We start from the raw sequence: 15,930 nt of genomic DNA, 5'->3' as shown, positions 1-15,930 counted from the left end.
CATTTCACGCCGAAGATCACTCGTTCGACGGTGTGCCGAAGCCTGGCGTGTCGTCTACCGGTGCGCCGCAGACCTGCCGCAAGCCGTGGTAGGCGCGCAGCACGGCGTCGCGGGTCACCCGGACAGCGACCGCCGGCGACCCGCTCAGCAGTGCTTGTTCGGTATCGGCGACGGAGAGGTGGCACAGCATCTGCCAGGTCCCGGCCACCAGCCTCACCGTGAAGTCGTCCGGTGACGTGCCCATCCGCTGCGCGAGCTCGGTGCACACCGCGACGTTCTTCTTCTCCGCGTATTCCAGCGCGCGCGCGTTGACCGACTGGCTGGTGCGCATGATCCGCTGCATCTGCAGGAACTGGCGGATGAATCGGATACCGTCCGCGTCCGCCTCCGCCTGGACCACCGTCAGGTAGGCGCCACACAGTGCCTGGAGTTCGTTGCCGGTGTTCGGTTGGGAGCGCAGCGCGACGGCGACCGAGACCCCGAAGTCGTCGATCGGGGCCAGCACGATGTCTTCCTTGAGCGCGAAGTACCGGTTGACGGTACGCGGGGACACATCGGCACCCGCGGCGATCTGCTCGACCGTCGTCGCGTCGAACCCTTGGCTGTCGCACAGGTCCAGCCCGACCGCCACGATGGCGGCTTTGGTCTGGAGCTTCTTGCGCTCGCGCAAGCCCAGCGGCGCGTCGGGAGCAGGTTCGGTCGTCCGGTCGGCGCTGATCGGAGTGGTCGAGTCCAGCATGCCACCAGCCTACCGTGTCAGCCGCTTTATCTGTCCAACTAGGCCAATTGGCGCATTCAGACATTTTTCTCTTGACGCCAATTGTCTCGCAGTGCCAGGATTGGTTCCACGCTGATCGAGTGACGAGGAGCCCTGGTGACCAGCACCGAGCTAGAGACGAAACATGTTGATTCCCCACAGAGTTCGACGCGGTGGTGGGCGCTGGTCGTGCTCTCCGCCGCCCAGTTGATGGTGGTGCTCGACGCCACCGTGATCACGATCGCCCTGCCGTATGCCCAGCGTGACCTGGGGATCAGCGACGGCGACAAACAGTGGGCGCTCACCGCGTACACGCTCATCTTCGGCGGGCTGCTGCTGCTCGGCGGACGGATGGCCGACTACCTGGGCAGGCGCCGGATCTTCCTGGTCGGCCTGGTCGGCTTCGCCGCCGCGTCGGCGCTGGCCGGGCTCGCGCAGACCGGACCGCAGTTGTTCGTCGGTCGTGGCCTGCAGGGCGCGTTCGCCGCATTGCTCGCGCCGGCGGCGCTGTCGCTGCTCTCGGTGATCTTCACCGATGTGCAGGAGCGGGCCCGCGCGTTCGCGGTATTCGCCGGCATCACCGCGGGTGGCATCGCGTTCGGGTTGATCGTCGGCGGCGCGCTCACCGAATTCGCGTCGTGGCGGTGGACGCTGTTGATGAACACGCCGATCGCGCTCATCGCGGTGGCCGGTGCGGTGGCGGTGATCGCGCGCGATATCCCGGTGCCCAGAACCGGCGGCTACGACCTGCCCGGTGCCGTCACCGTGACATTCGGCTTGGTGTCGATCGTCTACGGATTCAGTCGCGCCGCCGAACACGGCTGGCTGGCGGGCAGCACGCTCGGCCTGCTCGGAGCGGGCTTCGCCTTGCTCATCGCGTTCGTCTTCATCGAAGCGCGTTCGGCGAATCCGCTGCTGCCACTGCGAATTCCGGGGGAGATCAATCGGGGCGGCGCTCTGCTGGCCGCGCTGCTGATCCCGATCGCCATGTTCGCCATGTTCTTGTTCCTGAGCTTCTACTACCAGAACACCCTGGGCTATTCGCCGCTGAAGGCGGGCATCGCGTTCCTGCCGTTCCCGGTGGGCATCGGGATCGCGGCGGGCATCACCAGTTCGCTGATGCCCAAGTTCGGGCCGCGTCCGCTGATGGTGGCCGGCGCGCTGCTCGGCGTGGTCGGGCTGCTGTGGCTGGCGCAACTGAGCTACGGCGACGGGTACGCGCTGAGCGTGCTGCCCGCGCAGCTGTTGATGGCGCTCGGGATGGGCCCGCTGTTCGTCGGCATGCAGGCCGTGGCCCTGCATCAGGTCGACGCCGAGGACTCCGGCGTCGCCAGCGCCCTGCTCAATGCCGCCCAACAGGTCGGCGGCGCCGTCGGCACCGCCTTGCTCACCACACTGTCGGTGCAGGCCGCGAAGAGCTACGCCACCGACAATCCGACCGTCGACCACCTGATCGAACGCGCCTCGATCTACAGCTATGACGTCGCGTTCTATATCGGCGCCGGCTTCTTCCTCGCCGCCGCCGTGGTGATCGCGGTGATGATCCGCGACAAGCCGGAGAACCTGATCGAAGGTGACGAGCACGCGGTCGCGGTACCGATCGCTGTCTGACCTTCTGGACGAGGGGCCCGTGCTCACCGCGCGGGCCCCTTGTTACTGCTCAGTAGCCGGTCAAGGCCCGATCGGGTGCTGACGGGCGGTCGGGGCGGGAAGGTTTCGAGCCGTCCCGCACAGTGGGGCCTCCCGTCGCGGTGAGGTAGGGGACAGCAGTACGCTCGTCTTGTTTGCACCACACGTCCCGCAGACAACGCGGGGCATATACGTTGTCTGTTGGAACTGCTGGGGTCCGCTCACAAGCGTGTTCGCCTAGCCGTGCAATAAGGGCACCCACCGAGGAGGACACGAAGATCCATGTCCAAGATCAAGGTTGAAGGCACCGTTGTAGAACTCGACGGCGACGAGATGACCCGGATCATCTGGCAGTTCATCAAGGACAAGCTGATCCATCCCTATCTCGACGTGAACCTCGAGTACTACGACCTCGGCATCGAGTACCGCGACAAGACAGACGACCAGGTCACCGTCGACGCGGCCAATGCCATCAAGAAGTACGGCGTCGGCGTGAAATGCGCCACCATCACCCCCGACGAAGCGCGGGTGAAAGAGTTCGGCCTCAAGAAGATGTGGCGCTCGCCCAACGGCACCATCCGAAACATTCTGGGTGGCACCATCTTCCGCGCGCCGATCATCATCTCCAATGTGCCCCGTCTGGTGCCCGGCTGGACCAAGCCGATCATCATCGGCCGTCACGCCTTCGGCGACCAGTACCGCGCCACCGACTTCAAGGTCTACGAGGCCGGCACCGTCACGCTCACCTTCACGCCGGAGGACGGCAGCGAGCCGATCATCCACGAGGTCGTGAAGATGCCCGAAGACGGCGGCGTCGTCATGGGTATGTACAACTTCAAGAAGTCCATCGAGGACTTCGCGCGGGCCTCGTTCAACTACGGCCTGCAGCAGAACTACCCGGTGTACCTCTCCACGAAGAACACCATCCTCAAGGCCTACGACGGCATGTTCAAGGACACCTTCCAGGAAGTCTTCGACGCCGAGTTCAAGGCCGAGTTCGATGCGGCGGGCCTCACCTACGAGCACCGCCTGATCGACGACATGGTCGCCTCCTCCATGAAATGGGAGGGCGGCTACGTCTGGGCCTGCAAGAACTACGACGGCGACGTGCAGTCCGACACCGTGGCCCAGGGCTTCGGCTCGCTCGGCCTGATGACCTCGGTGCTGCTCACCCCGGACGGCAAGACCTGTGAGGCCGAGGCCGCGCACGGCACCGTCACCCGGCACTACCGCCAGCACCAGCAGGGCAAGCCGACCTCGACCAACCCGATCGCGTCGATCTTCGCCTGGACCCGCGGCCTCGAACACCGCGGCAAGCTGGACAACACCCCCGAGGTGATCGGCTTCGCGCAGGCGCTCGAGGACGTGGTCATCAAGACCGTCGAGGGCGGTCAGATGACGAAGGACCTCGCCGCGCTCGTCGGCGGCGACCAGGGTTACCTGAGCACCGAGGAATTCCTCGGCGCGCTCGATGTGAACCTGGCTCGCGCGCTGAAGTGAGATAGGCTCCCCCGCCTCTCCGCGTATTCAGGCCGGACTCGAGTGACGTGAGACCTACGTCGGCGGCCGGCGGAACAGGCGGTGGTCAGGTTTGCTCGACCCGGTGAGTTACCCATGTTCTCGCGAGATCAGTGGGTGGCTTGCCGGGTCGTTTTTGTGCACGGTGGGGTAACTCACGCTGTTCTCGGGTAGCGAACGGGTATCCGTGCCCGTTGCATGGAAGCGTGACTTCTTCCATTGCAGCCCCCGATCGCCTCGACGTGCCACGCACCAGCTGGCATGTCCCGGCGATGCTCGCGTTGGCGCTGGGTGGATTCGGGATCGGCACCACCGAGTTCGTGACCATGGGGTTGCTGCCCGATATCGCGCGGGCTTTCGATATCTCCGAGCCGTCGGCCGGGCACGCGGTGTCGGCGTACGCGCTGGGTGTCGTGGTCGGTGCGCCGCTGATCGCCGCGTTGTGCGCACGGGTGGCGCGCAAGAAGTTGCTGATCGTGTTGATGGTCGCGTTCACCATCGGCAATATCGGCACCGTGCTCGCGCCGACCTTCGGCACGCTCGTGCTCGCCCGCTTCGTGTCCGGCCTGCCGCACGGCGCGTACTTCGGTGTCGCCTCGCTGGCCGCCGCCACGCTCGCACCCGTCGGGCAGCGAGCCAAGGCCGTGGCCGCGGTGATGCTCGGGCTCAGCGTGGCAAATGTGATCGGAGTGCCCGGCGCGACCTGGCTCGGTCAGCACCTGGGCTGGCGTGACGCGTATGTGGTCGTCGCCGTGATCGGCGTGGCGACCGTTGCCGCCCTGTGGCGCTATGTCCCCGCCCTGACCAGCATGAAGATCACCAACCCGATGACCGAACTCGGTGCGCTGCGACGTCCGCAGGTGCTGCTCACCCTGGCTGTCGGCGCGATCGGCTTCGGTGGCATGTTCGCCGTCTACACCTACATCGCCACCACCATGACCGATGTCGCGGGCATGCCGATCGGCGCGGTCCCGATCGTGCTGGCGCTGTTCGGTCTCGGCATGATCGTGGGCAATATCGGTGGCGGCATCCTCGCCGACCGTGGCGTCGACCGCTCGATCTTCGTCGCCATGATCGCGATGGTCGTGATCCTCGCCGGGTTCGTCCTGGCGGCCCACAACCCCGTCACCGCCGCGATCGGCGCCTTCCTCGTCGGCGCCTCCGGCGCGGCCCTGGCACCCGGCCTCCAAACCCGTCTCATGGATGTGGCTGCCGACGCCCAAACCCTCGCCGCCGCCCTCAACCACGCCGCCTTGAACATCGCCAACGCCGCGGGCGCCTGGCTCGGCGGCCTCGTCATCGCCGCGGGCCTCGGCTACACCGCACCCGCCGTGGTCGGCGCGCTGTTGGCCGTGGCCGGTGTCCTCCTGTTCACGCTCACGGTTTTCCTGCAACGCCGGTCGGCGCATAACACGCCGTAACCGATTGGTGCCCTTGCGTACTTCGTCATACGTTGCCCACATGCCGAGCCACCTGCACGAGGGTTTGCTTGACCTGTTCCGCACGGATCTCTTGCTGGCTCCGTCTCTGCTGGCTGAGGAGTTCAGGATCCCGCTGCCCGGCTTGTCGCAGATGCGGGCTGAGCCGTGCGACTTCACTGATGTCGGGCCCAAAGAGTTCCGCGGTGACTTGGCCCTCAGCACCCACGACGATCGGGACATCCCGGTACTCGGTGTGTGCGTCGAGGTGCAATTGTCCAAGGCGGACGTGCGTCGCTGGAAATGGCCGGTCTATCTGACCACCCTGCGATCGCGGTTGTGTTGCCCGGTAGTGCTGTTGGTGGTGACGCCCAGCAGAGCAGTCGCGAAGTGGGCCGAGCAGCCGATCGAGCTCGATACGGTCGGATCGGTCATCCAACCGCTGGTGCTGGGCCCGGACCGTTTCCCGGTCGTCACCGATCCGGTCGAGGCCGGAAAGTGCCCCGAGCGCGCGACGCTGTCGGCGATCGCCCACGGCGCAGGTCCGCATATGGAGGAAGTCCTTGCCGCGTTCCTGGCCGGGCTGATGAAAACCGACGATGAACATGCAAAAATGTATCTTGATCTGGTCGACGACGCGTTGACCGTCGCAGCAAGCCGACGCTTGGAGGAACTGATGGAGAGCACCCCGCAGTACCGCGGCCGCATCGCCACCAAGTACGTGGCGAAGGGACGTGAGGAAGGACGTGCGGAGAACGCCGCGCATGCGGTGCTCACGGTGTTGACCGCGCGCGGGCTGGAGTTGTCGGCCGCGCAGCGTGCTCGGCTTGCTGCATGCACCGACCTCGGTAAGCTCGACGCTTGGTTGACGCAGGCTGTGACCGCGACAACTACCGACGAACTCTTCGATTGATCCTCATCTAGCCGGGCGCGCCCAGCCGACGCTGAGTTGGACGGCTCGTTGCCAGCGTTCGTATTCTTCCTCGCGGATTCGACGGTCCGGCGACGGTATCCACTGGGCGGCGACCTTCCAATTGCGGCGCAGGCCTTGGAGATCGGGCCAGTAGGCGACGGCCAGGCCCGCCGCGTAGGCGGCGCCGAGGGAGACGGTTTCGGTGACCAGCGGGCGCATGACCGGTGTGTCGAGGACGTCGGCGATGATCTGCATGAGCAGGTTGTTGGAGGCCATACCGCCCGCTACTCGCAGGGACTTCGCGTGCAGGCCGGCGTCGGCGTTCATGGCTTCGACCACGTCTCGGGTCTGCCAGGCGGTGGCCTCCAGGACGGCGCGGGCCAGATGGCCTTTGGTGACATAGGAGGTCAGGCCGATGAGCAGGCCGCGGGCATCGCTGCGCCAGTGCGGGGCGTAGAGGCCGGAGAAGGCGGGGACCAGGTAGCAGCCGCCGTTGTCGTCGACTGTGCTTGCGAGAGTCTCGATCTCGGGTGCGGTGGCGATCAGGCCGACGATGTCGCGCAGCCATTGGACGAGCGACCCGGTGACCGCGATGGGCCCTTCGAGCGCGTAGACCGGTTCGGATCCGACCTGGTAGCCGATGGTGGTGAGCAGGCCGTGCCGGGAGCGGATCAGTTCGGTGCCGGTGTTCATCATGAGGAAGCCGCCGGTGCCGTAGGTGCATTCGGTCTCGCCCGGGGCGAAGCAGGTCTGGCCGAACAGCGCCGCGTGCTGGTCGCCGAGGGCCGCGCCGATCCGCACGCCGGGGACCACGGTGCTGGCGGTGCCGAAATCGCCGGTCGAGGGTTCGATGCGGGGGAGCATGGCCGGCGGAATGTCGAAGAATCGCAGCAGCTCCGCGTCCCACTGGCGGGTGGCGAGGTTCATCAGCAGGGTGCGCCCCGCGTTGGTCACGTCGGTGACGTGCTCGGCGCCGCCGGTCAGGTTCCAGATGAGCCAGGATTCCATGGTGCCGAAGAGAACATCGCCGCGTTCGGCTCTGTCGCGAAGTCCCTCGACATGGTCGAGTAGCCAGCGCAGGCGCGGGGCGGCGAAGTACGTGGCCAAGGGCAGCCCGCTCAACTCGGGAATGCGCTGTGCCCCGGGCAATTCCTTCATCTGATCGACCAGCTCTTCGGTGCGCACGTCCTGCCAGACGATGGCCAGCCGCACCGGCAGCCCGGTGCGCCGATCCCACACCACCGTGGTCTCGCGCTGATTGGCGATGCCGATCGCGGCCACCTGGTCGACGGTGATCCCGGCGTCGCGCAGCGCCGCGGGCACGATCCGCTCCACCGTCCGCCAGATCTCGAGCGCGTCCTGCTCCACCCATCCCGACTTGGGATAATGCTGGCGATGGGTGCGCTGCGCCATGCCTGCCAGCCGGGCGTGCTGATCGAAGACGATGCACCGGCTCGAAGTGGTGCCCTGATCGATGGCGAGCACGAAACGTGGGGTCATCGTCGTCTGCTCTCGTTGTCGGCCGCGGAGTATCGGTCGGTGGACGTGGCGCGCGCGAAAGGTGTACCGGCCCAGCTCATCGTGCTGCCGTCAGGTCGCGGTGTACGGCGAGAGCGGCGGCGCGAACCTGTTCGATCGCGGCCGGACGCACCTGTAATCGGTTGTCGCACAGCCTATCTGTCGGACCGGTGATGCCGATCGCCGCGACGACGAGCCCACCTCTGGCGCGAACGGGCGCAGCGATCCCCGCTTCGCCCGAGCGGTGCTCCTCGACTTCGTCCGCCCAGCCCCGTCGGCGAACCTCGGCGATCACCCGGTCGAGCCCGTCGCGTTCGGTGATCGTTCGGTGGGTGAAACCCTGGAGCGCACCGGCTTGCGCCGCGGCGTCGTAGGCGAGCAATACCTTGCCGAGCGCGGTCGCGTGGGCGGGAAGTACTTCGCCCACGGCGAGGGCCTGCTCGCTGTTGTCGGGCCGGAAGACGTGGTGGATCACCGTGATGCCGGTCTCCCGCGCCACGGCGATGCGCACCGATTCCCCGGAACGCGACGCGAGGGCGTCGGCGCGGTGGATCGCCCGCGAGCGCAACTCGTTCACGTCGAGCCGATCGGTCCCGAGTTCGCCGATCGCGGGGCCGAGCAGGTATTTGCCGGTGCGCGCGTCCTGGTCGACGAACCCGACCCCGAGCAGCGTCCGCAGAATGCCGTGCGCGGTGGGTTTGGCCAGGTCGAGCGCGCTCGCGATCTCGCCGACACCCAGTGGTCCCGGTCCACGCGCCAGCAGCCGCAGTACGGCGGCGGCGCGTTCGATCGACTGGATCGGGCCGGGCATGGCCCCGAACCTACCACCGTTCAGCATTGTCGAACGGGGCTTGTGGTGTCCGCGTCGGCGCGTTCCTAGCGTGGGTCTCGGGCCGAGGCGCCCGATCGACGGACTCGACGCTGAGCTCCGGGAAGGACGACACATGAACCGGTACGTGGGCGCGATCGACCAGGGCACGACTTCGACGCGATTCATGGTCTTCGACCACAGGGGCACCGTGGTGGCCCGCCATCAGCTCGAACACTCGCAGATCATGCCGCGCCCGGGCTGGGTCGAACACAATCCGGACGAGATCTGGGAACGCACCCGCACCGTCGTCAAGACCGCCCTCTCGCTCGCCGACCTCACGGCCGACGACCTCGCCGCCATCGGCGTCACCAACCAGCGCGAGACCACCGTGGTGTGGAACCGCCACACCGGCCGCCCCTACGGCAACGCCATCGTCTGGCAGGACACCCGCACCGACCGCATCATCGCCGACCTCGATGCCGCCGGGCACAGCGCGCTCATCCGCGAGAAGACCGGTCTGCCGCCCGCACCGTACTTCTCCGGCGGCAAGCTGAAGTGGATCCTGGACAACATCGCGGGCGTGCGCGCCGATGCCGAGCGCGGTGACGCACTGTTCGGCACCCTCGACAGCTGGTTGATCTGGAACCTCACCGGCGGCGTGCACGTCACCGACGCCACCAATGCCTCACGCACCATGCTGATGGATCTCGAAACCCTCGACTGGGACGACGACCTCCTCGCGATCTTCGGCATCCCGCGCGCCATGCTGCCCACCATCGCGCCGTCCGCGAACCCGCGATTGTTCGGGACGACGAAGCCCGACGGCCCGTTCAAAGGCTCGGTGCCCATCGCCGGGGTCCTCGGCGATCAGCAGGCCGCGGGCGTCGGGCAGGTGTGCTTCCAGCCCGGCGAGGCCAAGAACACCTATGGCACAGGCAATTTCCTGATGCTGAACACCGGCACGGAGATCGTCCGCTCGAACCACGGCCTGATCACCACGGTCGCGTACCGGTTCGGCGACGACAAGCCCGCCTACGCACTGGAGGGTTCGATCGCGGTCACCGGATCGGCGGTGCAGTGGTTGCGCGATCAGCTGGGCATCATCGCGGGCGCGGCGCAGATCGAGGACCTCGCCGGGCAGGTGGCCGATTCCGGCGGCGTGTACTTCGTGCCCGCCTTCTCCGGACTGTTCGCGCCGTACTGGCGACCCGATGCGCGTGGCGCGGTCGTCGGCCTGTCGCGTTACAGCAACAATGCCCACTTGGCCAGGGCCACACTGGAATCCATCGCCTATCAGACCCGGGACGTAGTCGAAGCCATGCAGCGCGACGCCGGTGTACGACTGGCCACGCTGCGGGTGGACGGCGGCGTCACCGTGAACCAGCTCGCCATGCAGATCCAAGCCGACCTGCTCGGCGTCCCGGTCTCGCGCCCGGTCGTCGCCGAGACCACCGCGCTGGGGGCCGCCTACGCCGCCGGACTGGCCGTCGGTTTCTGGAGCGGCACCGACGAACTGCTCGACAACTGGTCCGAAGACGTCCGCTGGTACCCCACCTGGTCCGAGGAGCAACGCGAACACGGCTACCGCCGCTGGCTCAAAGCCGTCGAACGCACCCTCGACTGGGCCGAAATCTGAATCACCACAACACTTTCGAGAAGGAGATCATCGTGTCTGTGCAACTGGACCCCACCTACCGTGAGCAGGCTGTCGGCACGCTCGACACCGCCGAGGTCGATGTCCTGGTCATCGGCGGCGGCGTGACCGGCGCCGGCGCCGCGCTCGACGCCGCCTCGCGCGGGCTGTCGGTAACCCTGGTCGAGGCACGCGATTTCGCCGCGGGCACCTCGAGCCGTTCGTCCAAGCTCATCCACGGCGGCCTGCGCTACCTGGAACAGCTGGACTTCGCGTTGGTCCGCGAGGCGCTCAAAGAACGGGGCCTGCTGCTGAACACGCTCGCCCCGCACCTGGTGCACCCGGTGCCGTTCCTGTTCCCGCTCCAGCACCGGGTGTGGGAGCGCGCCTACATCGGCGCCGGAATCGCCCTCTACGACACGCTCGGTGGCGCGCGCACGGTCCCGATGCACAAGCACCTGACCCGTTCGGGCGCACTGGAACTCGCGCCCGCGCTGCGTGAGGACGCGCTGACCGGCGCCATCCGCTACTACGACGCGCAGGTCGACGACGCCCGCCACACGATGATGATCGCCAGGACCGCCGCCGAGCACGGCGCCACGGTGCTGACCCGGACCAAGGTGATCGGGCTGGAACGCGACGGCGAGAAGGTGGTCGGCGCGCGCGTGGAGGACCTGGAAACCGGTCTGACGCACACCATTCGGGCCCGCACGGTGATCAGCGCGACCGGCGTCTGGACCGACGACATGATCAAGATGACCGGCGTGGACTTCCCGTTCCACGTCCAGATGTCGAAGGGCGTGCACATCCTCGTGCCGCGCGAGCGACTGAACCTGCACACCGGCATGATCATGCGCACCGAGAAGTCGGTCCTGTTCGTCATCCCGTGGGCCGAACACTGGATCATCGGCACCACCGACACCGAATGGGCGCTGGACAAGAACCACCCCACGGCCACCGCCGCCGACGTGCAATACATCCTCGACCACGTCAACTCGCTGCTGCGTGAGCCGCTGACCAGGGCCGATATCGTCGGCACCTACGCGGGCCTGCGGCCGCTGATGACCGGCGCCACGAAGGAGACCGCGAAGCTCTCGCGCGAACACGCCGTCGCCGAACCCGCGCCGGGGCTGTTCGTGATCGCGGGCGGCAAGTACACGACCTATCGGGTGATGGCCGCCGATGTCGTCGACGCCGCCGTCGCGCGCCTCGGCGGACAGATCCCCGCCTCGTCGACCGCGCGGTTGCCCATCGTCGGCGCGGCAGGCTACTTCGACATGCTCGCCGAGGTGACCGACCTGTCGGTGTCCCAGCGCCTGCCCGTCGACGTGGTCGAACACCTGCTGGGCCGCTACGGCTCCCTGAGCACCGACATCTTCGGCCTCATCGCCGCGGATCCCGCCCTGCGCCACCCGATTCCGGGCGCCTCGGACTACATCGCCGCCGAGATCGTCTACGCCGTCACCCACGAGGGCGCCCTGCACCTCGACGACATCCTCACCCGCCGCACCCGGATCTCCATCGAAGTCCCCGATCGCGGCCTCGCCGCCGCCCCGGAAATCGCCCGCCTGATCGCACCCCTGCTCGGCTGGAACGAGGAGACCACCAACACCGAGATCAACCGGTACTACGACCGCGTCCACGCGGAGCTGGCCGCCAACGAAGCGGGCGACGACGCCGCCGCAAACGCCGCCAGACTGGTCGCAGCCCGCTGACAGTGGTACCCGTGACACCCCGACCAGCGACAAGGAGGCGATCTGCCCACGATCGGTTCCCTGGCACGCGTCGGCTGGTTAGCGTGAGGGCATGAAATCGCTGATCGACCACCGGCTACCCGCCGCGGACGTGCTCTCGTGAGCCGGGGCACCATCCTGATCACCGGCGCCAGCTCCGGGCTCGGCGCCGAGATGGCGCGCCAGTTCGCCGCGCTCGGGTACGACCTGGGCTTGTGTGCTCGCCGGACCGAGCGTCTCGACGAACTGCGCACGCGGATCCTCGCCGACCACCCCGACCGCGTCGTCTCGGTGAAGCAGCTCGACGTCACCGATGACGCGGCCGTGTTCACCGTCTTCGACGAGTTCGCCCAGGAATTCGGCACCGTCGACCGCGTGATCGTCAACGCGGGTCTCGGTAAGGGCGCGCCGTTGGGCACCGGCCACCACAAGGCCAATCGTGAGACCGCGGTGGTGAATTTCCTTGCTGCCCTGGCACAGAGCGAGGCGGCGTTGAAGATCTTCCGCGCGCAGGGGCGCGGCCACCTGGTGATGATCTCCTCGATCTCGGGCCTGCGCGGCATGCCCAAGACGCTCACCACCTACGCGGCGACCAAGGCGGGCGTCGCGGCGCTGGCCGAAGGCGTACGCGCGGAGGCGATTGCGGGCGTAGATGTCTCGGTGATCTACCCCGGCTACATCCGCTCGGAGATGAACGACCGCGTCAAGCATGAGCCGAAGTTCATGGTGGACACCGAGACCGGCGTCCACGCCATGGTCGCCGCGATCGAGAAACGTCGCGCCAACGCCTACGTGCCCGGTTGGCCGTGGGTGCCGCTGGGTTTCGCACTGCGAATCCTGCCGCTACCGGTTGTCCGCAAACTGATCTGAACACCACGAAGGCCGTGCCATCGGGCACGGCCTTCGTCGGGAGAATCAGTGCTGACGGGGCAGTAAGTGCTTGCCGTCCTTGTCTGTGGAGAGCGCCAGTGAGCTGATGTACTGGATCTCGCCCTCGGGGCCGGGGACGGCCGAGGCGATCATGTCCGGGCGCTCGAAGTCCATGCCGGTGACGTGGCAGGTGAGCAGGTCGCCCGATGGGTTGCCGTGCTCGTCGAACATCGGCGCTTCGATGCCGTCGTCGGCGCGTCGCAGGTAGTACTTGCCCTTGGTGGCGATCGCGGTGAGCGGGGTCGCGATGAAGGCGACCAGTACCGCCACCAGCGGCGAGTACGGCTTCAGCAGCTCACCGAACAGGCCGAAGAAGGTCATGATCGACAGCACCGCCGACAGCCCGAAGCCGACCAGACCCACCGGGTTGAAGTCGTAGAGCATGCCGCGCCGGAACTCCGGCACCTTGGGTGAGATCTTCAGCAGGTACTTGTTCACCGCGATATCGGTGGCCACGGTGACGATCCAGGCGATGCCGCAGTTGGCGTAGAAGCCGAGGATGTTGTTGAGGAAGTCGAACATGTTCGCTTCCATCAGCACCAGCGCGACGCCGAGGTTGACCACCAGGAACACCAGGCGGCCCGGGTAGGTCTTGGTGACCCGGGTGTAGGAGTTGGTCCAGGCCAGCGAGCCCGAGTAGGCGTTGGTCACGTTGATCTTGACCTGGCTGATGACCACCAGCACCACGGCCAGGGTCATGGCCAGCCAGCCCGGCACCATGTCCTTGTAGATCTCCAGGAACTGGTGCACCGGCTGGTTGGCGATGCCCTGCGCGGCAGGCAGATTCGCGATCAGGTACACCGCGAGGAACAGGCCGACGACCTGCTTGGCCGCACCGAACAGCACCCAGCCGGGTCCGGCCAGCAGCATCCAGCCCCACCACTTGGCCCGGTTCTCGGGGGTGCGCGGCGGCATGAAGCGCAGGTAGTCGATCTGCTCGGCGATCTGGGCGATCAGCGACAGACACACACCGGCCGCCAGCAGCGCACCCGACACACTCACGCCTTCACCGTTCTCCCCACCGTAGGCGAAGAACGAGCCCACCGAATCGGGGTGGCGCACCAGCAGGAAGCCGAACGGCGCCACCATCAGCAGCAGCCACAGGGGAGTGGTCCACACCTGGAGTTTGGCCAGGGTGTTCATCCCGTAGATGACCAGCGGGAAGATGATGATCGTGGAGGCGAGATAGCCCAGCCACAACGGAATTCCAAGGCCCAGTAACAGGCCCTGCGCCATGATCGAACCTTCGAGCGCGAAGAAGATGAAAGTGAACGACGCGAATACGATATTGGTGATCACGGAGCCGTAGTAGCCGAATCCGCTTCCGCGCGTGATCAGGTCGAGATCGATGTTGTAGCGGGCCGCGTAATAGGCGAGCGGAAATCCGGTGAGCATCACGACCACGGCGAAGATACCGATGCCGATCAGGGCGTTTCCGGTGCCGTGGGCGATGCCGATATTCGCGCCGATCGCGAAATCGGCGAGGTAGGCGATGCCGCCGAGTGCGGAGATGCCGACAACAGCGGGGCTCCATTTACGGTAGCTCCGCGGGGCGAAACGCAGCGTGTAGTCCTCGAGTGTTTCTTTGGCGGCAGTATCTGCTCCGGCCATGTCCCTCTCTCCTTCATCCGCTGCCGCACGTAACCGGCGACTCACAGACGGTCCTGCATGGATGTAGACGCGAATTTTCCGATTCGTTACGCCGCTGTTACGCGACTCGATGGTGACCGGGGTCACCGAAACGCCCTCACAAAAACAAGCACGCGTGTATGTTTTTGGGCGGAGCGAGCGTGGAGGAGACGACAGTGTTCGAATGGTCCGAGACCGATCTGATGATCCGCGACGCCGTGCGGGCGTTCATCGACAAGGAGGTCCGGCCGAACCTCGACGCCCTCGACAGCGGTGAGATGCTGCCGTATCCGATCCTGCGCAAGCTGTTCAGTCAGTTCGGGATCGATGCGATGGGCGAGGACGCCGTGGCGAAGATGCTCGCCAAGGAAGCCGCCGGTCCGAGCGAGAGCGACGGCAAGAAGCCGGGCAGTCCGTTCGGCGATCAGCAGTCGATGATGGCGGTGTTGATCAGCGAATTATCCGGTGTCTGTATGGGTTTGGTGTCCGCCCTCGGGGTGAGCATCGGGCTGGGCGCCACCACCATCATGTCGCGGGGCACTCTCGCTCAGAAGCAGCGCTGGCTGGCCGACATCGTCACCCTGCGCAAGGTGGCGTCCTGGGCGATCACCGAGCCGGATTCGGGCTCGGACGCGTTCGGCGGCATGAAGACTCGCGTCGAACGCGACGGTGAGGACTACATCCTCAACGGTCAGAAGACCTTCATCACCAACGGCCCGTGCGCCGACGTGATGATCGTCTACGCCAAGCTCGACGAGGGTGACGGCGCCGGCAAACGCGACCGCAAGGTGCTCACCTTCGTGCTCGACAAGGGCATGGAAGGCCTCACCCAGGGCAAGCCGTTCAAGAAGATGGGTTTGCATTCCTCACCGACCGGCGAGTTGTTCTTCGACAATGTCCGGCTCGGCAAGGATCGGCTGCTCGGCGAAACCGAGGAGCACAAGGGTGGCGACGGCAGAGAAAGCGCCAGAGCCAGTTTCACCGCCGAGCGGATCGGCGTCGGATTCATGGCACTGGGCGTGATCGACGAATGTCACCGGCTCTGTGTCGACTACGCGCGCAACCGCACGCTGTGGGGTCAGGAGATCGGGCGCTTCCAGCTGATCCAGCTCAAGCTGGCCAAGATGGAAGTGGCGCGAATCAATGTGCAGAACATGGTGTTCAACGTGCTCGAGCGTGCTCGCGCGGGCAAGCCGCCGAGCCTGGCCGAGGCCTCGGCGATGAAGCTGTACTGCTCCGAGGCCGCCACCGAGGTGGCGATGGAGGCGGTGCAGTTGTTCGGCGGCAACGGCTATATGAGCGAGTACCGGGTCGAGCAGCTGGCCCGCGACGCGAAGTCGCTGATGATCTACGCGGGCAGCAACGAGATCCAGGTGACCCATATCGCCAAGGGTCTGCTCGGGAAGTGAACCGGTCCCGGCCGCGAACAGTGTTGTCGCGG

Annotated in this window: 12 protein-coding genes; 8 read left to right on the top strand and 4 right to left on the bottom strand. The window is 66.5% G+C overall.

Annotated elements, in window-relative coordinates; translation table 11 throughout:
* Positions 1-16: 16 nt before the first annotated feature.
* Positions 17-739, bottom strand: coding sequence for a TetR family transcriptional regulator (locus ACFWFP_RS32855; RefSeq protein WP_379301639.1), 723 nt, complete (start codon positions 737-739; stop codon positions 17-19).
* A gap of 135 nt (positions 740-874) precedes the next feature.
* Between ACFWFP_RS32855 and ACFWFP_RS32850 the strand changes: the two genes are divergently transcribed.
* The 4 genes from ACFWFP_RS32850 to ACFWFP_RS32835 all read left to right on the top strand — a co-directional run bounded on the left by ACFWFP_RS32850 (position 875) and on the right by ACFWFP_RS32835 (position 6,235).
* Positions 875-2,368 carry an MFS transporter gene (locus tag ACFWFP_RS32850; RefSeq protein WP_379301637.1) on the top strand — a complete coding sequence of 498 codons (1,494 nt, stop codon included), beginning with the start codon at positions 875-877 and terminating at the stop codon, positions 2,366-2,368.
* Positions 2,369-2,668: 300 nt separating this feature from the next.
* The gene (locus tag ACFWFP_RS32845; protein ID WP_067447965.1) at positions 2,669-3,886 is read left to right on the top strand and encodes an NADP-dependent isocitrate dehydrogenase; all 1,218 of its coding nucleotides are present in this window, start codon (positions 2,669-2,671) and stop codon (positions 3,884-3,886) included.
* A gap of 290 nt (positions 3,887-4,176) precedes the next feature.
* Positions 4,177-5,325, top strand: coding sequence for an MFS transporter (locus tag ACFWFP_RS32840; RefSeq protein ID WP_379301687.1), 1,149 nt, complete (start codon positions 4,177-4,179; stop codon positions 5,323-5,325).
* 40 nt (positions 5,326-5,365) lie between these two features.
* On the top strand, positions 5,366-6,235 hold the full coding sequence (locus ACFWFP_RS32835; RefSeq protein WP_379301635.1) for a hypothetical protein: 870 nt from the start codon (positions 5,366-5,368) through the stop codon (positions 6,233-6,235).
* 3 nt (positions 6,236-6,238) lie between these two features.
* On the opposite strand, the gene glpK (ACFWFP_RS32830) is transcribed toward ACFWFP_RS32835, so the two are convergent.
* On the bottom strand, positions 6,239-7,735 hold the full coding sequence (gene glpK, locus ACFWFP_RS32830; RefSeq protein ID WP_379301633.1) for a glycerol kinase GlpK: 1,497 nt from the start codon (positions 7,733-7,735) through the stop codon (positions 6,239-6,241).
* A 76-nt stretch (positions 7,736-7,811) separates the two neighbouring features.
* Complete coding sequence (locus ACFWFP_RS32825) at positions 7,812-8,564, bottom strand: IclR family transcriptional regulator (RefSeq protein WP_379301631.1); 753 nt, start codon at positions 8,562-8,564, stop codon at positions 7,812-7,814.
* Between the two features lie 133 nt (positions 8,565-8,697).
* Between ACFWFP_RS32825 and glpK (ACFWFP_RS32820) the strand changes: the two genes are divergently transcribed.
* From glpK (ACFWFP_RS32820) to ACFWFP_RS32810, 3 genes are all read left to right on the top strand, one after another.
* Positions 8,698-10,200, top strand: a complete 1,503-nt coding sequence (gene glpK, locus ACFWFP_RS32820) for a glycerol kinase GlpK (protein WP_379301629.1) — start codon at positions 8,698-8,700, stop codon at positions 10,198-10,200.
* Between the two features lie 32 nt (positions 10,201-10,232).
* Positions 10,233-11,912, top strand: coding sequence for a glycerol-3-phosphate dehydrogenase (glpD, locus tag ACFWFP_RS32815; RefSeq protein WP_379301627.1), 1,680 nt, complete (start codon positions 10,233-10,235; stop codon positions 11,910-11,912).
* A 138-nt stretch (positions 11,913-12,050) separates the two neighbouring features.
* Positions 12,051-12,800 (top strand): SDR family oxidoreductase, encoded by a 750-nt coding sequence (locus ACFWFP_RS32810; RefSeq protein WP_379301625.1) that lies wholly within the window; start codon positions 12,051-12,053, stop codon positions 12,798-12,800.
* A 45-nt stretch (positions 12,801-12,845) separates the two neighbouring features.
* On the opposite strand, the gene ACFWFP_RS32805 is transcribed toward ACFWFP_RS32810, so the two are convergent.
* The gene (locus ACFWFP_RS32805) at positions 12,846-14,471 is read right to left on the bottom strand and encodes a purine-cytosine permease family protein (protein WP_379301623.1); all 1,626 of its coding nucleotides are present in this window, start codon (positions 14,469-14,471) and stop codon (positions 12,846-12,848) included.
* Positions 14,472-14,665: 194 nt separating this feature from the next.
* On the opposite strand from ACFWFP_RS32805, the gene ACFWFP_RS32800 reads away from it, so the two are divergent.
* On the top strand, positions 14,666-15,898 hold the full coding sequence (locus ACFWFP_RS32800; RefSeq protein WP_379301685.1) for an acyl-CoA dehydrogenase family protein: 1,233 nt from the start codon (positions 14,666-14,668) through the stop codon (positions 15,896-15,898).
* Positions 15,899-15,930 lie beyond the last annotated feature (32 nt).

The organism is Nocardia sp. NPDC060249, from assembly GCF_042728755.1.
Lineage (GTDB): Bacteria > Actinomycetota > Actinomycetes > Mycobacteriales > Mycobacteriaceae > Nocardia.
The sequence above is the reverse complement of the archived record's forward strand: the minus strand, read 5'-3'. Positions and strand labels throughout refer to the sequence as shown.

Coding starts and splice junctions, on each gene's coding strand:
- ACFWFP_RS32855 (WP_379301639.1), bottom strand. CDS start 739: ATGCTGGACTCGACCACTCCGATCAGCGCCGACCGGACGACCGAACCT.
- ACFWFP_RS32845 (WP_067447965.1), top strand. CDS start 2,669: ATGTCCAAGATCAAGGTTGAAGGCACCGTTGTAGAACTCGACGGCGAC.
- ACFWFP_RS32840 (WP_379301687.1), top strand. CDS start 4,177: ATGCTCGCGTTGGCGCTGGGTGGATTCGGGATCGGCACCACCGAGTTC.
- ACFWFP_RS32835 (WP_379301635.1), top strand. CDS start 5,366: ATGCCGAGCCACCTGCACGAGGGTTTGCTTGACCTGTTCCGCACGGAT.
- glpK (WP_379301633.1), bottom strand. CDS start 7,735: ATGACCCCACGTTTCGTGCTCGCCATCGATCAGGGCACCACTTCGAGC.
- ACFWFP_RS32825 (WP_379301631.1), bottom strand. CDS start 8,564: ATGCCCGGCCCGATCCAGTCGATCGAACGCGCCGCCGCCGTACTGCGG.
- glpK (WP_379301629.1), top strand. CDS start 8,698: ATGAACCGGTACGTGGGCGCGATCGACCAGGGCACGACTTCGACGCGA.
- ACFWFP_RS32805 (WP_379301623.1), bottom strand. CDS start 14,471: ATGGCCGGAGCAGATACTGCCGCCAAAGAAACACTCGAGGACTACACG.